General features: G+C 36.3%; 14 protein-coding genes. 11 read left to right on the top strand and 3 right to left on the bottom strand.

The features are described 5' to 3' along the window. Nucleotides 1–15 precede the first annotated feature (15 nt). From PESP_RS09700 to PESP_RS09685, 4 genes are all read left to right on the top strand, one after another. Nucleotides 16–1,500, top strand: coding sequence for a tryptophan halogenase family protein (locus tag PESP_RS09700; RefSeq protein ID WP_089347846.1), 1,485 nt, complete (start codon nucleotides 16–18; stop codon nucleotides 1,498–1,500). A gap of 5 nt (nucleotides 1,501–1,505) precedes the next feature. Further along, on the top strand, nucleotides 1,506–2,216 hold the full coding sequence (locus PESP_RS09695; RefSeq protein WP_089347845.1) for a DUF6445 family protein: 711 nt from the start codon (nucleotides 1,506–1,508) through the stop codon (nucleotides 2,214–2,216). 7 nt (nucleotides 2,217–2,223) lie between these two features. Next, nucleotides 2,224–3,051 (top strand): ThuA domain-containing protein, encoded by an 828-nt coding sequence (locus PESP_RS09690; protein WP_089347844.1) that lies wholly within the window; start codon nucleotides 2,224–2,226, stop codon nucleotides 3,049–3,051. Between the two features lie 214 nt (nucleotides 3,052–3,265). After that, nucleotides 3,266–4,546, top strand: coding sequence for a family 8 glycosyl hydrolase (locus PESP_RS09685; RefSeq protein ID WP_089347843.1), 1,281 nt, complete (start codon nucleotides 3,266–3,268; stop codon nucleotides 4,544–4,546). 58 nt (nucleotides 4,547–4,604) lie between these two features. On the opposite strand, the gene PESP_RS09680 is transcribed toward PESP_RS09685, so the two are convergent. Further along, complete coding sequence (locus tag PESP_RS09680; RefSeq protein WP_089347842.1) at nucleotides 4,605–5,594, bottom strand: SMP-30/gluconolactonase/LRE family protein; 990 nt, start codon at nucleotides 5,592–5,594, stop codon at nucleotides 4,605–4,607. Nucleotides 5,595–5,709: 115 nt separating this feature from the next. On the opposite strand from PESP_RS09680, the gene PESP_RS09675 reads away from it, so the two are divergent. The 6 genes from PESP_RS09675 to PESP_RS20760 all read left to right on the top strand — a co-directional run bounded on the left by PESP_RS09675 (nucleotide 5,710) and on the right by PESP_RS20760 (nucleotide 14,589). Next, on the top strand, nucleotides 5,710–6,843 hold the full coding sequence (locus PESP_RS09675; RefSeq protein WP_089347841.1) for an endo-1,4-beta-xylanase: 1,134 nt from the start codon (nucleotides 5,710–5,712) through the stop codon (nucleotides 6,841–6,843). Nucleotides 6,844–7,393: 550 nt separating this feature from the next. Then, on the top strand, nucleotides 7,394–9,613 hold the full coding sequence (locus PESP_RS09670; protein WP_089347840.1) for an endo-1,4-beta-xylanase: 2,220 nt from the start codon (nucleotides 7,394–7,396) through the stop codon (nucleotides 9,611–9,613). A gap of 464 nt (nucleotides 9,614–10,077) precedes the next feature. Further along, on the top strand, nucleotides 10,078–11,700 hold the full coding sequence (locus PESP_RS09665) for an ATP-dependent nuclease (protein WP_214631483.1): 1,623 nt from the start codon (nucleotides 10,078–10,080) through the stop codon (nucleotides 11,698–11,700). A gap of 41 nt (nucleotides 11,701–11,741) precedes the next feature. After that, complete coding sequence (locus PESP_RS20535) at nucleotides 11,742–12,077, top strand: hypothetical protein (protein ID WP_214631484.1); 336 nt, start codon at nucleotides 11,742–11,744, stop codon at nucleotides 12,075–12,077. After that, the gene (locus PESP_RS09660; RefSeq protein ID WP_089347839.1) at nucleotides 12,062–14,107 is read left to right on the top strand and encodes a UvrD-helicase domain-containing protein; all 2,046 of its coding nucleotides are present in this window, start codon (nucleotides 12,062–12,064) and stop codon (nucleotides 14,105–14,107) included. Before PESP_RS20535 ends, PESP_RS09660 begins: the two co-directional genes overlap by 16 nt. A 110-nt stretch (nucleotides 14,108–14,217) precedes the next feature. Then, entirely contained in the window at nucleotides 14,218–14,589 is a 372-nt protein-coding gene (locus PESP_RS20760) for a GNAT family N-acetyltransferase (protein ID WP_089347838.1), read from the top strand. Nucleotides 14,590–14,916: 327 nt separating this feature from the next. On the opposite strand, the gene PESP_RS09650 is transcribed toward PESP_RS20760, so the two are convergent. Together PESP_RS09650 and PESP_RS20435 are read right to left on the bottom strand one after the other, a co-directional pair. Next, complete coding sequence (locus PESP_RS09650) at nucleotides 14,917–15,384, bottom strand: cupin domain-containing protein (protein ID WP_089347837.1); 468 nt, start codon at nucleotides 15,382–15,384, stop codon at nucleotides 14,917–14,919. A 36-nt stretch (nucleotides 15,385–15,420) separates the two neighbouring features. Further along, nucleotides 15,421–15,561: a hypothetical protein gene (locus tag PESP_RS20435; RefSeq protein ID WP_164504415.1), complete on the bottom strand. Its 141-nt coding sequence runs from the start codon at nucleotides 15,559–15,561 to the stop codon at nucleotides 15,421–15,423. 157 nt (nucleotides 15,562–15,718) lie between these two features. Between PESP_RS20435 and PESP_RS09645 the strand changes: the two genes are divergently transcribed. Beyond that, nucleotides 15,719–16,867 carry an endo-1,4-beta-xylanase gene (locus tag PESP_RS09645; RefSeq protein WP_089347836.1) on the top strand — a complete coding sequence of 383 codons (1,149 nt, stop codon included), beginning with the start codon at nucleotides 15,719–15,721 and terminating at the stop codon, nucleotides 16,865–16,867. Nucleotides 16,868–16,956: the final 89 nt, after the last annotated feature.

The following is a 16,956-nucleotide window of genomic DNA, read 5'->3' as shown; positions in this document are numbered from 1 at the left end:
TGTAAGGTTTGAAATATGAATCAAAATGCAATTAAAAAAATAGTAATAGCAGGAGGCGGCACCGCTGGTTGGATGTGCAGCGCTGCAATAGCAAAGCTGTTAGGTAAAAATATTGAAGTGTGCTTGGTTGAATCTGATTTAATACCTACTGTAGGAGTGGGGGAGTCAACTATTCCTACGCTGCATATATTTCATGATTTACTAAAAATTAGCGAACCAGAATTCATGGCTGCCACAAATGCCACCTTTAAATTAGGCATATCGTTTGAGGGATGGAAACAAAATCAGCAAAGCTACTTTCATTCATTTGGCTATATAGGGCAAGGCTGTTGGGCTGCGGGTTTTCAACACTTTTGGCTAAAAGGCATACAACAAGGCGTTGCAGCCGATATTGGCGATTATTGCACAGAGCACGTAGCAAGTCGTTTGGGTAAATTTGCCGTAGTGCCGAATCAAGACCGTAATCATGCTTATCAATTAGATGCTGGCTTGTACGCTAAATTTTTACGAAATTTTGCACAGCAAAACGGCGCAAAACGCATAGAAGGCATGATAAGCAAAGTAAACCTAGAGCCTACCAATGGCTTTATAAAATCGCTTACTTTAGGTGATGGTCAAATTATTGAGGGCGATTTATTTATAGATTGCACCGGCTTTAAAGGCTTATTAATAGAGCAAGCCCTACACACCGGATACGAAGATTGGAACCATTGGCTCCCTTGCGATAGCGCTGTGGCAGTACAAACTGAATTAGTAAGCCCAATAGTGCCATACACGCGTGCCATGGCACATAAATGGGGTTGGCAGTGGCAAATACCACTGCAAAGCCGCCGTGGTAATGGCTTAGTGTTTTGTAGTAAATATATGAGCGATGATGAGGCTAAAGCAGCGCTCCTAAATAACGTAGAAGGCAAACCCATTAATGAACCTCGCGTTATAAAATACCGTACAGGTACACGGCGTAAACATTGGAACAAAAACTGCGTAGCTATTGGCTTAGCGAGTGGTTTTATAGAGCCGCTTGAATCAACCAGTATTCATTTAATTCAGCAAAGCATTATTAGGTTAATGCAAAACATGCCTACCAAAGCAATTGAGTCGTGCTATCAGGATGACTTTAATAACAAAATGCGCTTTGAGGCCGAAAACATTCGCGACTTTATTGTACTTCATTACTATGTGACGCAGCGCACCGATAGCGACTTTTGGCGCTACTGTAAAAACATGCCAATACCAGCGTCGCTTGCCAAACGCATCGAATTATTTAAGCAAAGTGGGCATGTTTATAAAGCAGAACAAGAGTTATTTGGTGAAGCATCGTGGTTACAAGTGATGTTAGGGCAAGGGCTAATACCACAAAATTATCACCCCATTGTAGATAGCATGAGCGATGATGAGTTAAAGCGTTTTTTAGATTCAATAAAAAATCATGTGGCTAAAAAAGCAAATAGTTTACCGAGCCACATCGATTTTATTAATCATTATTGCAAGGCTAACTAAGCACTATGCTAACACTTGGCAATAATTTACAACCGCAGTATGAGTTTATAGGGCAAGAGCAAACGCCAATTATTATAATTGATGACTACCTAAGAGAGCCGCAAAAGCTGATAAATTTAGCGCAAAATTATGGTAAAAACCAAGGGGAGTTTAAACCCGACAAACTCACTCAATACCCGGGTTTACGCATGCCGCTTCCAAAGCAATGTGTGGTTGATTATTTAAAACCTCTTATACAGGGGTTTTATAATGTATTTAATATTGAACAAACACTTACCCCATACCCAAAAGATAATACCTTATCGTTAATTACTAAAGCGGAGCGGCAGCTATCACCAATACAAACCTTGCCACACTTTGATACAAACGATCCTAACTTAATTGCTATTATTCATTACCTTGGAGAGGGGCCGCATGGCGGAACGGGGTTTTTTAGGCATCAAAAAACAGGGTTTGAAACAATAAGCACAAAGCGCAAAAACACGTATTTAACGCATGCCCAACACATCCTTGAGTGCAGTAACACAAAACCTAGTTATTGCACCCCACAGCACAGTGAGTTTGAGTGCTCCAAGCACATAGAATATAAGCCAAATAGGCTTATTGTGTTTCCTGGGTATTTGCTGCATACAAGTTTGCTTAATACGGCTACCGATATTTCACCGTGTCCACAAACAGGGCGGCTAACGGCCAATATGTTTGTTCATTTTAAATAGGAATACTATGTTTTTTTCTTTACCTAGATTCGCATATAAAGGTTGGTTATTAAGCTTTTTTGTATTGGCGCTGAGTGCCACAACAGTGCAAAAAAGTTATGCTACAGGGTTTGATACTCTCCCTAAAAAGCAATTTAATGTGCTGCTATTTACAAAAACAGCAGGGTGGCACCATAAGTCGCAAACCGAAGGCGTTAAGGCGCTAGAACGCTTAGCCGATAAGCACTTTTTTAATATAATTTGGCACGAAGAAAGCCATTATTTTAACGACGACTACTTAAAAAATGTTGATGTAGTCGTGTTTTTATCAACCACAGGCGATATTTTAAACCCAAAAGAGCAAGCCGCGCTTGAACGATTTGTAAAAGCAGGTAAAGGCTTTGTGGGTATTCATAGCGCATCAGACACCGAATACGACTGGCCATGGTATCAAAGGCTGGTTGGGCGTACCTTTAGTATTCATCCTGTTATTCAAACAGCTGTATTAAGCAAATTACCTAATAATAACTTTATTGGCTTAAACCATATGCCGCAGGAAATGCTTTGGACTGACGAGTGGTACGAGTTTGGGCCAGAGCTCACTAAGTTAAACTACTTACTCACGGTGGATGAGCAAACTTACAACCCAACTGCTGATTGGGGTAATAATAAAACAGGCTCAGGCATGGGGGTATTCCATCCTATTTCGTGGTATCACAATTACGATGGCGGTCGCTCATTTTATACTGCCCTTGGCCATACTAATGCGGTGTATAACAGTGAGTTTTTAACCGAGCATATTTATGGCGGTATTTATTGGGCTGCCACGGGTAAAGGATTAAAAAGCAATAATTAATGAATAACCGCTAAATATACTTTTTAGTATTATTTACATCGTTCAAGGCCGCTTTATTAAGCGGCTTTTTGTATTTTTAAACACTTCTTAAACACCTCACACATTTCATTTGGTTTATAAAACAAACAAATATTTTTGAGAATTACTTGATCAAATAGTCTAAAAGACTATATTGAGTTTGCACGCTGATATAATTCAAATAAAGAGGATAAGCATGAAAGTACTTTTTAAAATTACAACTTTATTGTTATCGTTAATAAGCTACCAAACAATTGCTGCATTTAACAATAACCCATCGAGTGTAGGCGCAGACAGCTCGGGCGCTTACCGAAACCTCGCACAAGAAATGGGCAAAACAAATATACAACAAAAGGTAAATAGTACTTTTAACAATATGTTTGGAAGTAATAATACCCAGCAATTGTATTACCCATACTCAGAAAATGGTGTTTATAAAGCACATTATATTAAAGCCATAAACCCAGACACAGGTGACGATATTAGAACAGAAGGGCAGTCGTGGGGTATGACGGCTGCTGTCATGTTAAATAAGCGGCAGCAATTTGATAACTTATGGCGTTTTGCAAAAGCATATCAAAAAAATCCAGAAAATCACCCAGATCCAAAAAAACGCGGTGTATATGCGTGGCAATTAAAACTAAACAATAATGGCTTTGTATACAAAGTTGATGAAGGCCCTGCACCTGACGGCGAAGAATATTTTGCATTTGCACTACTTAATGCTTCGGCTCGATGGGGAAATTCGGGCGAATTTAACTATTATGCCGATGCCATAACAATGCTCAACACGATTAAAAATAAGTTAATGGAAAACCAAATAATTCGATTTTCACCATACATCGATAACCTTACCGATCCCTCTTATCATATACCTGCGTTTTATGACTACTTTGCAAATAACGTGACTAATCAAGCCGACAAAAACTATTGGAAAGCAGTCGCTACAAAAAGTAGAGCCTTACTTAAAAACCATTTTACAAAAGTAAATGATAATCCGCATTGGAATTTACCTACATTTTTATCGCGTTTAGATGGCAGCCCAGTTATTGGCTATATTTTTAATGGCCAAGCAAACCCTGGGCATTGGTACGAGTTTGATGCATGGCGCGTAATTATGAATGTTGGCTTAGACGCACACTTAATGGGTGCCCAGGCGTGGCATAAAAATGCAGTTAATAAAGCACTTGGCTTTTTAAGTTATGCTAAAACAAATAACAGCCAAAATTGTTATGAGCAAGTTTACGCTTATGGTGGGGCCCAAAATAGAGGTTGTGCAGGAGAAGGCCAAAAAGCAGCGAATGCAGTGGCATTACTGGCTTCTACAAGTTCGGGACAGGCAAATGAGTTTTTTAATGACTTTTGGTCTTTATCGCAACCAACAGGTAATTATCGTTACTATAACGGCTCGTTATACATGTTAGCTATGTTACATGTATCGGGTAACTTTAAGTTTTACAACAATACCCTTAATTAAGGTTATACATAAATTGATATAAGTATACCGGTGTATCATTCTACACCGGTGTATTTGATTAATTAGCTAAACCAGCTCCTTTAACATTAAGCGTAAATAACCCCTTAGCGGTTGTTATTAATAATGTTTTTTTCTCTTTTCCTCCAAAAGCAAGGTTAGTTACATTAGCGCCAAGTTTTATTTTATCTATGAGTATGCCGCTAGAAGTATAAATATTAATCACTCCCTTACTATGGCTACTTACATAAATGTTGCCTGCACAATCTACTTTTATACCATCGGGCGAGGTTACTTTAATAAAGTCTTCACGCGGTGAAATTTCACCACTTTTATCAATAGTATATTTGCTTACGCGGTTACTAAAGTCGCCAATGTATAGTGTGCGTTGATCTGGGGATAGCGCAATACCGTTTGGCTTTTCAAGAGTGGCATCTATTAAGCTAAGTGTGCCGATATTACTTAACTTATAAACCCCAGTATAGGGCATCTGTTGAGGTCGTTCGCCGAGTTGCCAGTTGGGATCGGTAAAAAATATATCGCCATTTTTATGCATGGTCATATCGTTAGGCGAACTAAAACTTAGCCCATCAAATTTATCAACTAGTACGGTAGTCGTTTTACTTTTTATATTAATTTTAGAAAGCGACTGCGTATTGTGGTTAAGCGTATAGAGGCTTTCGCCTTTGGCATATAAACCATTTGTGCCACTGTGTTTTAAATAAGTGGTAAGGGTATTGGGCAGCACTAATTTATAAATGGTTGAGTCGGGCCCGAGAGCTTGCGAACTTGCAAAATTCATTTCTGAAAAGTAAAACGCATTGTCTTGGCTTGACCATGTTGGGCCTTCTAAAAACAAAAACTTATCACTAACTAGGGTTGGTTTTATACCTTTAATTAAAGGCGATTGGCCATGTTTAATCGAACAGGTTTGATTGTTTTCATTGTTATTAAGCAAGGGGGCATTTTGAGGATGCTGCGCCAGCGCAGCTTTATTTAAACAGAGCATTAATATAATTAAACTTAGTGTTTTTTTGTGAGTTTTTAGCATGGGCAGTTACTCGAATCTATTAATTTATATTTAGTAGTCAAATTGACTATATCATTTATTTATTTCGTTGTATGATATTTGTCATAAAAAATAATAATGACTCAACGGAGCACATATGCATAAAAAAATTACACTCGCTATGCTTTTCCTCTCGCTGCCTTTTTGCACAACAGCCAAGGCCGACGAGCTACTTAAAAACATTTTTACAGACTCATTTAAAATGGGGGTTGCAGTAAATCAGGACATAGTGACAGGCAAAAATATGGCTGCACAGTCAATTATTGCTAAGCAGTTTAATACCGTTACTCTTGAAAACGCCATGAAGGCAGAAATAATATATCCGAGTAAAGGTAGCATTGATTTTAGTGGCGCAGATGCATTTATAAGCTTTGCTAAGCAAAACGACATGTTTACCGTAGGACATACTTTAGTGTGGCATAACCAAACACCTGCATGGTTTTTTACAAACCATAAAAACAAACCAAATACACCCACGCAACAGCTAGAACAAATGCGTAAACACATAGAGCTTGTAGCAGGGCGCTATAAAAACAAAGTAGATGCGTGGGATGTAGTTAACGAAGTTATTGATGATGATGGCTCTTATCGTCCTACTGTGTGGGTTGAACGCGTGGGCGATGGCGATACCATGGTAAAAGCCGCGTTTAAATACGCTCAGCAGTACTCTCCAAATACGGAGCTTTACTACAATGATTTTAACGCATGGCGACCAGCTAAAAGAGACGGCATTATTCGCATGATAAAAATGCTAAAAAAGGAAGGGATCCGAATAGACGGCATAGGCATACAAGCGCACTGGGGGCTTAATTTTCCTAAAATGCAATACATTGAGCAAGCCATTGATGCCTATGCTGCCGAAGGTGTAAAAGTGATGATCACTGAGCTTGATATAGACGTACTGCCAATAACAAAGGAAGGACAGGTAATAGGCACAGGGATGATGCATCGACAATTTCAGCTAGAAGAGTTTGAAACCTACCTTGACCCTTACAAAAATGGCCTACCGAGCGACGTAAAAGCGCAGTTAAACGCACGTTATAAAGCCTTATTCGAACTGTTTTATGCAAAGCGGGACAAAATAGACCGCGTTACTTTTTGGGGGTTGCACGATGGCATGTCGTGGAAAAACGACTACCCAATACCAAACAGAACAAATTACCCATTATTATGGGATCGTAATTTAAACCCTAAACCGATTATTAAAACAATTAGTGAAGTGGTCGAATAAAAGAGTCAATGTGTGAAGTGTAAAGCCGGGTATATTATTAATACTCGGCTTTTTTTGAAGCAATAGCTTTGGAGAAATAAAACGCTTTACTAAATAAACTTACATCCTCTGTTTTTACTTTCAATTCAACATTTTTCAATACTAGCTAATTAGGGTTCAGGTTACTGTGGCTGGTTAGTCAAAAATCCCTTTATGATCAAATTAGCATACACATTACAGTAATAGGTCAGTTTTTAACCTTGATCCTTATTGTTAAATAGACTATAACATTGTTGGTTTTAAGTTAAATCAATAACACTGTATTTACACGCACAATAAAAGACAGTGAAAATTTAATTTAAACTTAATGTAAGTCATTAATATTAAATTATATGACTACTCTTATATAGCCAATATTAATACTTAAATAGCCAGAAAAATAATAAAAATAAATGCAAGTTTTTTGCTGTTAACCTAGTAGTCAATTTGAATTAAAGGGTGTTGATCTAATTGTCATTATTTTAACTAGCTAAAAACAACTCATTTATTACTTAAGTTTAAGGAATAAAAGATGAAAAAATTGACTGTTCGTAACAGTACTTTTGTGGCTTTAATGTCACTCTTAGTTGCTTGCGGAGGGAGTAATAATGACCCTGAGGTCCCTCAAGTTGCTGAAATAGTAGAACCAGATACATCAGAAACCGAAACACCAGAAGCTGCTGATATAATCAATGGTGGTTTTGAAGAAGACAGTGCGGGTCAAACCGCGCCAGTAGGCAACTGGGTATTCAGACCTGATCAAGAGTCAACTGCCTCAGCAACAATAGAAATCATTGAGTCACAAGAGGGAATTAACAGCTATATAGGATCAAAAGCAGCTGAAGTTGTTGTTAATACACTCGGCGATAATCCATGGGGTATAGAAATAGCCTACGAAGACATCCCTATTACTGGCGGAAAAAATTATGAGTTTAGTGTATGGGCCAAAGGTGAAGAGGGAACCAGTGCCGATTTTTGGATTCAAACACCTGCGCCAGATTATGGGCAGCTAAGCCTAGTCAAAGAAACATTCACTGGCGAGTGGCAAAAAATAACATTAACAGCCGCAACAGCCGAAGCTGACTCTTTAGTGAGGCTGGCAATCCACTTCTCAAAAGAAGAGAATATAGGTAAGTCTATATACCTAGACGAATTTTCAGGCTTTATTTTAGACGATGTCCCAGCACAAGAAATACCTGATGTTCAATACAGCGCAGTAACAGCACAAAGTTTAAAAGCATTGGCACCTAATTTTAACATTGGAGTTGCAGTACCCGCTGGTGGATTTAGCAATAGCATAATAGACAGACCAGAGATTAAAACGCTTGTTGAGCAACACTTTAATCAGCTCTCTGCTGAAAATATTATGAAACCTACCTATTTACAACCTACCCAAGGCGAATTTTTTTATGACGATTCAGACGAGCTAGTTAACTACGCTAAACAAAACTCACTCACAGTACATGGCCATGTTTTTGTTTGGCACTCACAAATAGCACCGTGGATGAAGAGTTTTCAGGGTGATAAAGCCGCGTGGATAACCATGATGAAAAATCACATCACTCAAATTGCTGCTCACTTTGAAGAAGAGGGGAGTAACGATACCGTCGTTAGTTGGGATGTAGTTAACGAAGCGTTTATGGAAAACGGCAAATACAGAGGTGAAAAAACCACAAACGATAGCGCCGACGAATCTGTATGGTTTGAAAATATAGGTGCTGAATATTTACCGTTAGCTTATAAAGCAGCTAGAGCGGCGGATCCTGATGCCGACTTATATTACAACGATTACAACCTGATTTGGAATGCAGATAAATTAGATGCTGTTATATCTATGGTTAACAACTTTCAGGACAGTGGTATACCCATTGATGGTATAGGGTTTCAATCGCATATATCGCTTAACAGCCCTGATATTTCAACCATACAGGCTCAGCTTCAAAAAGCGGTCGATATTCGCCCTAAAATTAAAGTAAAAATTACCGAGCTGGATGTTCGTATGAACAACGAAGGTGGCATTCCTCTAACTTACCTAACCAGTGAAAGAGCAGATGAACAAAAGCAGTACTACTACGATATTGTTAAAACATACCTAGAAACTGTACCTGAAGATCAACGCGGTGGTATTACAATTTGGGGCGTAATTGACGAGGATAGCTGGTTACAAAACTGGCCAGAGCCGACAACAGAATGGCCACTGTTATTTTTTAATGACTTTACTGCAAAACCTGCCTTACAAGGATTTGCAAATGCATTAAAAGAGTTAATTGAAGTAGTTGAGCCAGCACCTTCAGCAGAGCTGTTAACTAATGGCGACTTTGAATCCGGACTTAATTCATGGCAAGCGCGTGGCAGTGCAAGTATAACCTTAGAGACAACCCAAGCCCACAGTGGCAATAATAGCGCTTTAGTACAAGGGCGAACAGAAACGTGGAATGGGTTACAAAAAGATGTAAAAGGCCTATTTACAGCAGATAAAACCTATAACGTCTCGGCATGGGTTAAGTTATCTGACGATACCAGTACCGTTTCGCCAGGTATAAAGCTAACACTACAAATAGAACATGCTAGCACTGAATACCTTGAGTTGACGCCTGTTACAACCGTTGCAGCAGGCGACTGGGTTAAACTATCGGGTACTTACACCCACTCAATTACAACGCAGGAAAGCGCCGCTTTACTTTATGTTGAATCAAACGAACTCACTGCAGACTTTTATGTGGATGAGGTATCGGTAACCTTGGTTGAATAATAAGCCTACTTAGAAGTAATTAACCCCAGATCAAATAGTCTGTATTTTTATACAGACTATTTTTTCGTGGGCTTTATTTTTTTATGCAAAGCGCAGTAGGGTAGCCAACGTTACTTTTCGGGGTTGTTTGATAGCATGCCTTAGTATAACGACTACCCAATCCCAAATTGAACAAACTACCCATTACTATGGGATCGTAATTTAAACCCTAAGCCAGTTATTAAAACCATTGCTGAAGTAGTTCAGTAAATCGCATTGTGTAGTCAAAGCCGAGTATTTCTAAATACTCGGCTTTTTTTTGAATTTTCACAAAGAGAAAAGAATGAGAAGTACAGTATTATTCTGAGTTAAAAACTGTTTAGTGAAAGCTGGGAAGTCCAATCCTTAAGTTTATAACTAGTAATATATATTGCTATTTGGTACTAATATAGGAAATAAAAAATCACGAGTATTAAGGGACTAATGTGTACATCAATTCAATAAAAGTTAAAAATTTTCGGCTTATTAAAAATGCAGTATTAAATTTAAAAGGTGATGAGCAGGAGCTCAAGAAAGATGATGACAAGTTATCTTTACTAATCGGACGAAATAATACAGGAAAAACTTCATTTATAGTCTTACTAGAACGATTTTTAGGAAGTAAAAATCCCGTATTTCAATTTGATGACTTTCCTCTCAGCCTTAGAGAAAAACTACTGAGTATCGATAGAAACACTAATGTTGAAAATTTAGCAATTAGTTTACTTTTAGATATTAAGTATGATGTAAAAGATAATTTAGCTAATGTTTCTGACTTCATTTTAGATCTCGATGATAAACAAAGGTCAGTTAAAATTTACTTTGAGGCTAAGATATTATTGAATCCTTTATTGAAAGAGTTAGATAAAATATCTGATAGACATGATGATTACATTAAAAAATATTTGTATAAATTTTTACAAACTAAAGTTTATGCTTTAGAAGATGAAAGTGATTTAGAGCTGATTAATCAAGTCAAGCTAGAAGAACAAGTTCGCGATTGGACTACAGTTAAGAATCTGATAAATATTCAAGTAATACATGCTAAAAGAGATGTAGCGAGCTCAGAGTCGGGTAATAAAAAAGCAGTACTTTCGCGACTAACTTCAGCTTATTATAATAAAAAAAATAAATTATCATTTGACGATATTACAGCAATTAATAAATCAATGATCGATATGGATGCTTCACTAAATGAGCTGTATAAAAGCCAATTCAAAGGGTTCTTAGATACAGCTAAGGAGTTTTTAGGACTCCATAATTTGGGAGTTATCTCTGCTTTAGAGTCAGAAGGAGTAGTTGAGAATTTTTCAAAGGTGATATACGGGAAATTAGAGGAGCAGCTACCTGAACATTTAAACGGTCTTGGATATATGAATATCTTATACTTGATACTCCAAATTGAAATTAGGAAGCTTGATTTTGAAGACGCACCCAAAGATATTAACCTGTTAATAATAGAGGAACCTGAGGCTCATACTCATCCACAGATGCAATATGTATTTATTGATAAAGTAAAAAATTTAGTTAGTACAATTCCTAACCTTCAAACGTTAATAACGAGTCATTCATCACATATAGTAAATCGCTCAGATTTTAAAAGTATTCGTTATTTTTTAAAATCTGAAGGAACTGCGAAGATTAAAGATTTTTATCGTGACTTAAATGAAAAGTACTCGGCTGAAGATGAGAAAGCAAATAAGGATGAAAAAGCAAACTTTAAGTTTTTGCAACAATATCTAACTGTACACTCTTCTGAACTATTTTTTTCTGAGAAAATCATATTTATTGAAGGTACGACTGAAAAACTGTTATTACCTCTATTCATCAATCAGTTAGATAAAGATAATAAAGACACATCTAGTTACAACCCAATTAGCTCTCAAAATATTTCAATATTAGAAGTTGGTGCAAATGCAAAAGCATTTAGGCACTTCATCGACTTTCTACAAATTAAAACACTAGTAATTACTGATATTGACACCGCCATTAAAAATGGATCTAATTATCCTGCGGCTCCAGTAAAAGGGTCACTCATACAAGTAACGCTAGTATTAAATATTATTTAAATGCTCCTGTAATTTCAGATAAGCTTTCATATAGTGATTGGATGAAAAAGCTAAAAGAAAATAAACTGAATGATTTAAATTCCTTTATAAATGTAGTGTATCAAAATGAAGAGAATAACTATCATGCAAGAAGCTTTGAAGATGCTTTCATTGCTATAAACTTAGATGAGATAAATAAACAAAAGGATAAACTTGATGGGTTGAAACTTAAAAGTAAATTAGCTGATAAAAATCCTGACTATTACCAATTAACAGAAGACATACTCGGGGGGAAGTCTGAATTTGCTTCATCGCTTTTGTGGTTAGCTTTGACAGAAGGTGTTACTTGGAAAATCCCTAAATATTTAAAAGAGGGTCTGTTATGGATAGCAAAATAATAACACCAATTGAGTTACTCAAAGAAAGTATTCGTAATAACACGAATTTGGTTCTCCAAGGTGGTGCTGGTAGTGGCAAAACTGAAACATTGAAACAAACGCTATCCTTTGTTTCAAAAGAATATCCTACTAAAAAAGTTGCTTGTATAACACACACAAATTTAGCTGTTGATGAAATTAAATCCCGTGTTGAAGGTGATTATACAATATCGACTATTCATTCTTTTCTCAATAATGTAATAAAACCGTTTAAAAAAAATCTACATCAAGAATTACATCGATTATTTATATTGCCGCCCTTTGTATCAGGAAATGTGAGTGATTTCTCTAGTGAGAAGGAATATAAATTGGATGAACATACAAAGTATAAGAAAAAATACGAACAGTTAGGGAAGAAATTATTTTCATTAAAGAAAGAGTCAATGCCTAAGGTTATAGGGAAAGTAATATACGATAAAAATCCGACTAAATATAATACAGTTCTTAATGATAAAATAACCGAACTAAATGAATATATTGAACGCGAGATATCTGATAAAAGTTGGCATAAGGTAAAATATAACGACAGCCCATATGATAACTTTTCAAACTTAACTTTTGGACATGATGGATTAGTTATAATTTCCAAAGTCTTGTTTGATAACTATCCCCTCTTGTCTAAAATCCTAATAGATAAGTTTGATTTTATTTTCATCGATGAATTTCAAGATACTCATCCCAATATTATGAAAATATTTTTAGAGTTAATACCAAAAGATAAAATCACCATAGGGTTATTTGGAGACTCTATGCAAGGAATTTATGATGACGGGATTGGTACAGTAGAGCCTTATATTAATAACAATACTTTAATAATGATTCCCAAAAAAGACAACTATAGATGTTCTGAACCAGTGATTGATTTTTTAAACCACATCCGTGTGCCAATTGATGGACTTAAGCAAGAAATTGCCTATAAGAAAAACAATGGTCAATTAGAGTCAATAGCACAAAGAAGCGGTAATGTTGCTGTTTATTATTCAATTTATCCAAATTCTAGACCGCATCAAAGAAGTACTGCGGAAGCTAAAACTGATTACTTACAATCTATTATGAATACTTTAAAAAAAATTGAAGAAAAGAATCCTGACTATAAAAAACTAATGTTAACTAATAAAGCAATTGCCGAAAATCTTGGTTTTTTAGACTTATTTAATCTATTTAACGATCGCTATAACGAGGTTAATAAAGAAATAGAAAACTTATTAGAAAAACTTGGGTTATTAGATCTTGCAGAAATCTGTATAGCGTTTAAAGAAAAAAACTACAAAAATTTGACATCAAAATTAAAAAAATCAGGCTTTGTTATCAATAAGATATCGGACAAATCAAAAGCCACTAAGCTATTGAACGCTCTTACAAAAACTAAGTTAGGGGTAGTAAGGGTATTAGAGTTTGCTCTGAAAAATCAATTAGTGAATTCACAAGATAACTATGATTTGTTTGTGGCATCTAAAAACGAATTCCTTGATGGACTAAATTCTGATAATGAATACCAAAAATTTAAGAAAGCATATTTTAGCAATAGTAATTCTTTTACAAAATTCGATAAGAACCATTCAGGTTTTTTTACTCCTGATACGGAATACACAGGTCGAGAGGCGAGTTATGATTACTTATGCAGGAAGTTAAAAAAAGAACGATTTTATATTGATTTATTTTCAAATAAAGTGAGGTTTGATGAAGTTATAACTTTTTATAATTATGCAAATGAAAACACTGAGTTTATCACAATGCATAAAACCAAAGGTACGGGTATAAACAATGTTTTAGTTGTTCTGGAAGATTTTTTTTGGTCAAAATACCAATTTAATTCTCTGTTTGATATTGGTTCTTCTACTTTTGAAATGAAGAGTAAAATAGAGAAATTATTTTATGTCGCATGTTCTAGAACTAAGAGTAATTTAATTTGCTTAAAGTTGATAACTCAAGATGAAGAAGAGATGTTTACAAAGTATTTCCCAAATAATGTTCAATTGAATAAAATTTAGTTGGATTTATTGAGTTTCACTGACCTTAAAAATATGCTAGTTAGCCTCATGTTTTAATGGGTATATTAAGTGTTTTCGTAAACTTTTAGTGAGTAAAAATGAAGAGCTAAATTGCAAAGCAGATAGCAGATCTACTAAATACTGAGAATCAATTAGTAGTTAGGTATACAGAAGAAAAAGTATTAGATTCATCAGTTAATTATATTTATGAAGAAGCTGATAATTCCATTAAGGCATTTATTGAATGCAAAAAAGTTCAATGGTACCAGCTTGAATTATGCCATCTAACAGTCTCTCCAGGTTTTAGAAGGCAAGGTCTTGGAAAAATAGTCATTAATAAAGCACTTGAGCATGCCAAAATAAATGGCGCAAAAGTGGTGCAACGTACAATTCGTGATGATAATACTGAGAGTAAAAGTCTGTTTTTTAAATGTGGTTTTATTCAAATATCTACACTCTATTACCACTGGAAGTGGAAATAATGTAGGTGTTTGGCAAAGGGTTGTCAGTATAAATGCATCAGATGAAGCTTATAAATAAGATGTGCGTCTCATTTGGGTGATATAAAATAATAAAGTGTGTAATAAAAATGCTAGGAGTGTAAAGCAAGAGACAAATCGAACTCTTGGTTTAATTCTAGGTACCTTATTGAAATATAACTTTGATAAATATTTGTAAATGAATAAAGCTTAAAACAGCCTGACCTAATATCAGGCTGTTTTCCCACTCTAAAAGCGAAGCGTCTCTTAACCTCTTTGTGAATAATTCTCTTAATCTATTTCACTAAAAACTAAAAAATCCACTAAAACCTACTTAGCCTGATACCTCACTACCACAAACTTAAGCGGCACATCGCCGTTGTTATAAATGCCGTGTACGTCATTAGGGGCTGCAAATAAAATATCTCCAGTATGAGCTGGCTGGCTTTTGCCATTAAGCGTCCAGGTGCCAGAGCCCTCAAGAATCATTAAATATTCTTCATCGGGATGCTGGTGGGCGGGATGTACTTCGTTATTAGGTTTAATAACCGCCACACCGGTAATAGCCCCTTTTGTGAGTTGAGTATCGCCGTGATAGTAGGTATAAAAATCAGCGCCAACGTAATGAGTTATGTGTGCGTCTTTTTGGCTCACTATAGACGAAGTAAGTTGTGTGGGTTTATCTGCGGCGTTTACAGGTAATGTTGATGTGACTATAGCTGTTAGTGTTAAAGCGGCTACTAATTTATTTAGTCGTATTTTTTTACCTAACACATAGTTAATGGGTAAATTTTTCATAGTTATTATCCTTTTTATTATTAGCGCTTAGGTTAATTAGATACCACTAGCTGTAGCTAGAGAAAGTTTCTGGTGTTCAAGCTCGCTGGCTTGTTCGGCGCGTACGAAGGCGCTAAAAATTAATGAAGCGGAAAATGCGCAAATTAACAGCAGCGGTTTTATTGTTTTATTTTTCATGTATCACCCTGATGAAATTTTTGCTTGTTAAGCGTGTGATTAAGGAACTTTGTTCGTATTATTTTTGTTCAGTCTATTTTAATAAAACGTTGTTGTCAAAAAGACTATATGGTGTTAAATTTACTTTGCACACTAAAAAACACACAACAGGTACATCATGCATAAAAATAAACTAACGATTGCTATTTTATTAGGAATGTCGAGCCTTGCACTTGGCTGTAATGGCTCAGCAGAGCAAAGTAAACCGACACTAGAAGCACAAAAAACGTCGGCGCAATTAACGCTTAAAACGCAATTTAAAGACCATTTTAAAATTGGTACAGCGATTAGCCGTGACCAAGTGTTAGGGGCTTTGCCTGAAGATTTAAACGTAGCTAAAGCGCAATTTAATACTTTTACTCCAGAGAACTCAATGAAGTGGGAGCGTATACACCCAGAGCCACAAACGTATGATTTTGAAGCCGCTGATGCGCTAGTTCAGTACGCACAAGAGAACAACCAAGAGTTAGTTGGGCATACATTAGTGTGGCATTCGCAAACACCTGATTGGGTTTTTGAAGATGAGCAAGGCGAGCCACTTACTCGCGACGCATTGCTTAAGCGTATGCAAAACCATATAAATGCTGTTGCTGGGCGTTATAAAAACCGTATTTTTGCTTGGGATGTAGTAAACGAAGCATTAAACGAAGACGGCACACTACGCGAATCTAAATGGAGCACTATTATTGGTGACGACTTTATAGAATACGCGTTTAAATATGCTAAACAGGCAGCACCTAACGCCAAGCTATATTACAACGATTACAATTTGTATAAGCCAGAAAAAAGAGCCGGTGCCATTGCGCTTATTAAAAACTTACAAAGTAAAGGCATTCAAATAGATGGCATTGGTATGCAAGCGCATTATTCTTTAGATAACCCTGAGCTTTCGTTAATGGAAGACTCTATTGTGGCATATGCGGCAACGGGTATTGATGTAATGATTACCGAGCTTGATATTTCGGTTTTACCCTTCCCTGAAGGTGAAGAACAAGGCGCTGACATTTCGTTAGATATAGCGCTGCAAGAGCGTTTTAACCCATACCCGAATGGCCTACCGAGTGAAATAAATACTCAGTTGGGCGAGCGTTATAAAGCCGTATTTAACATACTTAAAAAGCATGACGATAAAGTAAGCCGCGTGACATTTTGGGGTATAAGCGATGCACGTACTTGGCGTAATGACTGGCCAATGCAAGGGCGCACCGATTACCCATTATTAATTGACCGTGAGCTAAAACTTAAAAGCTTTGTAAGCGATTTATAAGTCAGTTTAAACATGTTGTTTCCCCGTGGAGGATCGCCTAACTGCGATCCTTTTTTGGTTATAAGTGCTTAGAATAGCTGCTTTAGATC

The organism is Pseudoalteromonas espejiana DSM 9414 (genome assembly GCF_002221525.1).
GTDB classification, from domain to species: Bacteria; Pseudomonadota; Gammaproteobacteria; order Enterobacterales; family Alteromonadaceae; genus Pseudoalteromonas; species Pseudoalteromonas espejiana.
This window is presented reverse-complemented; position numbering and strand designations above follow the sequence as displayed.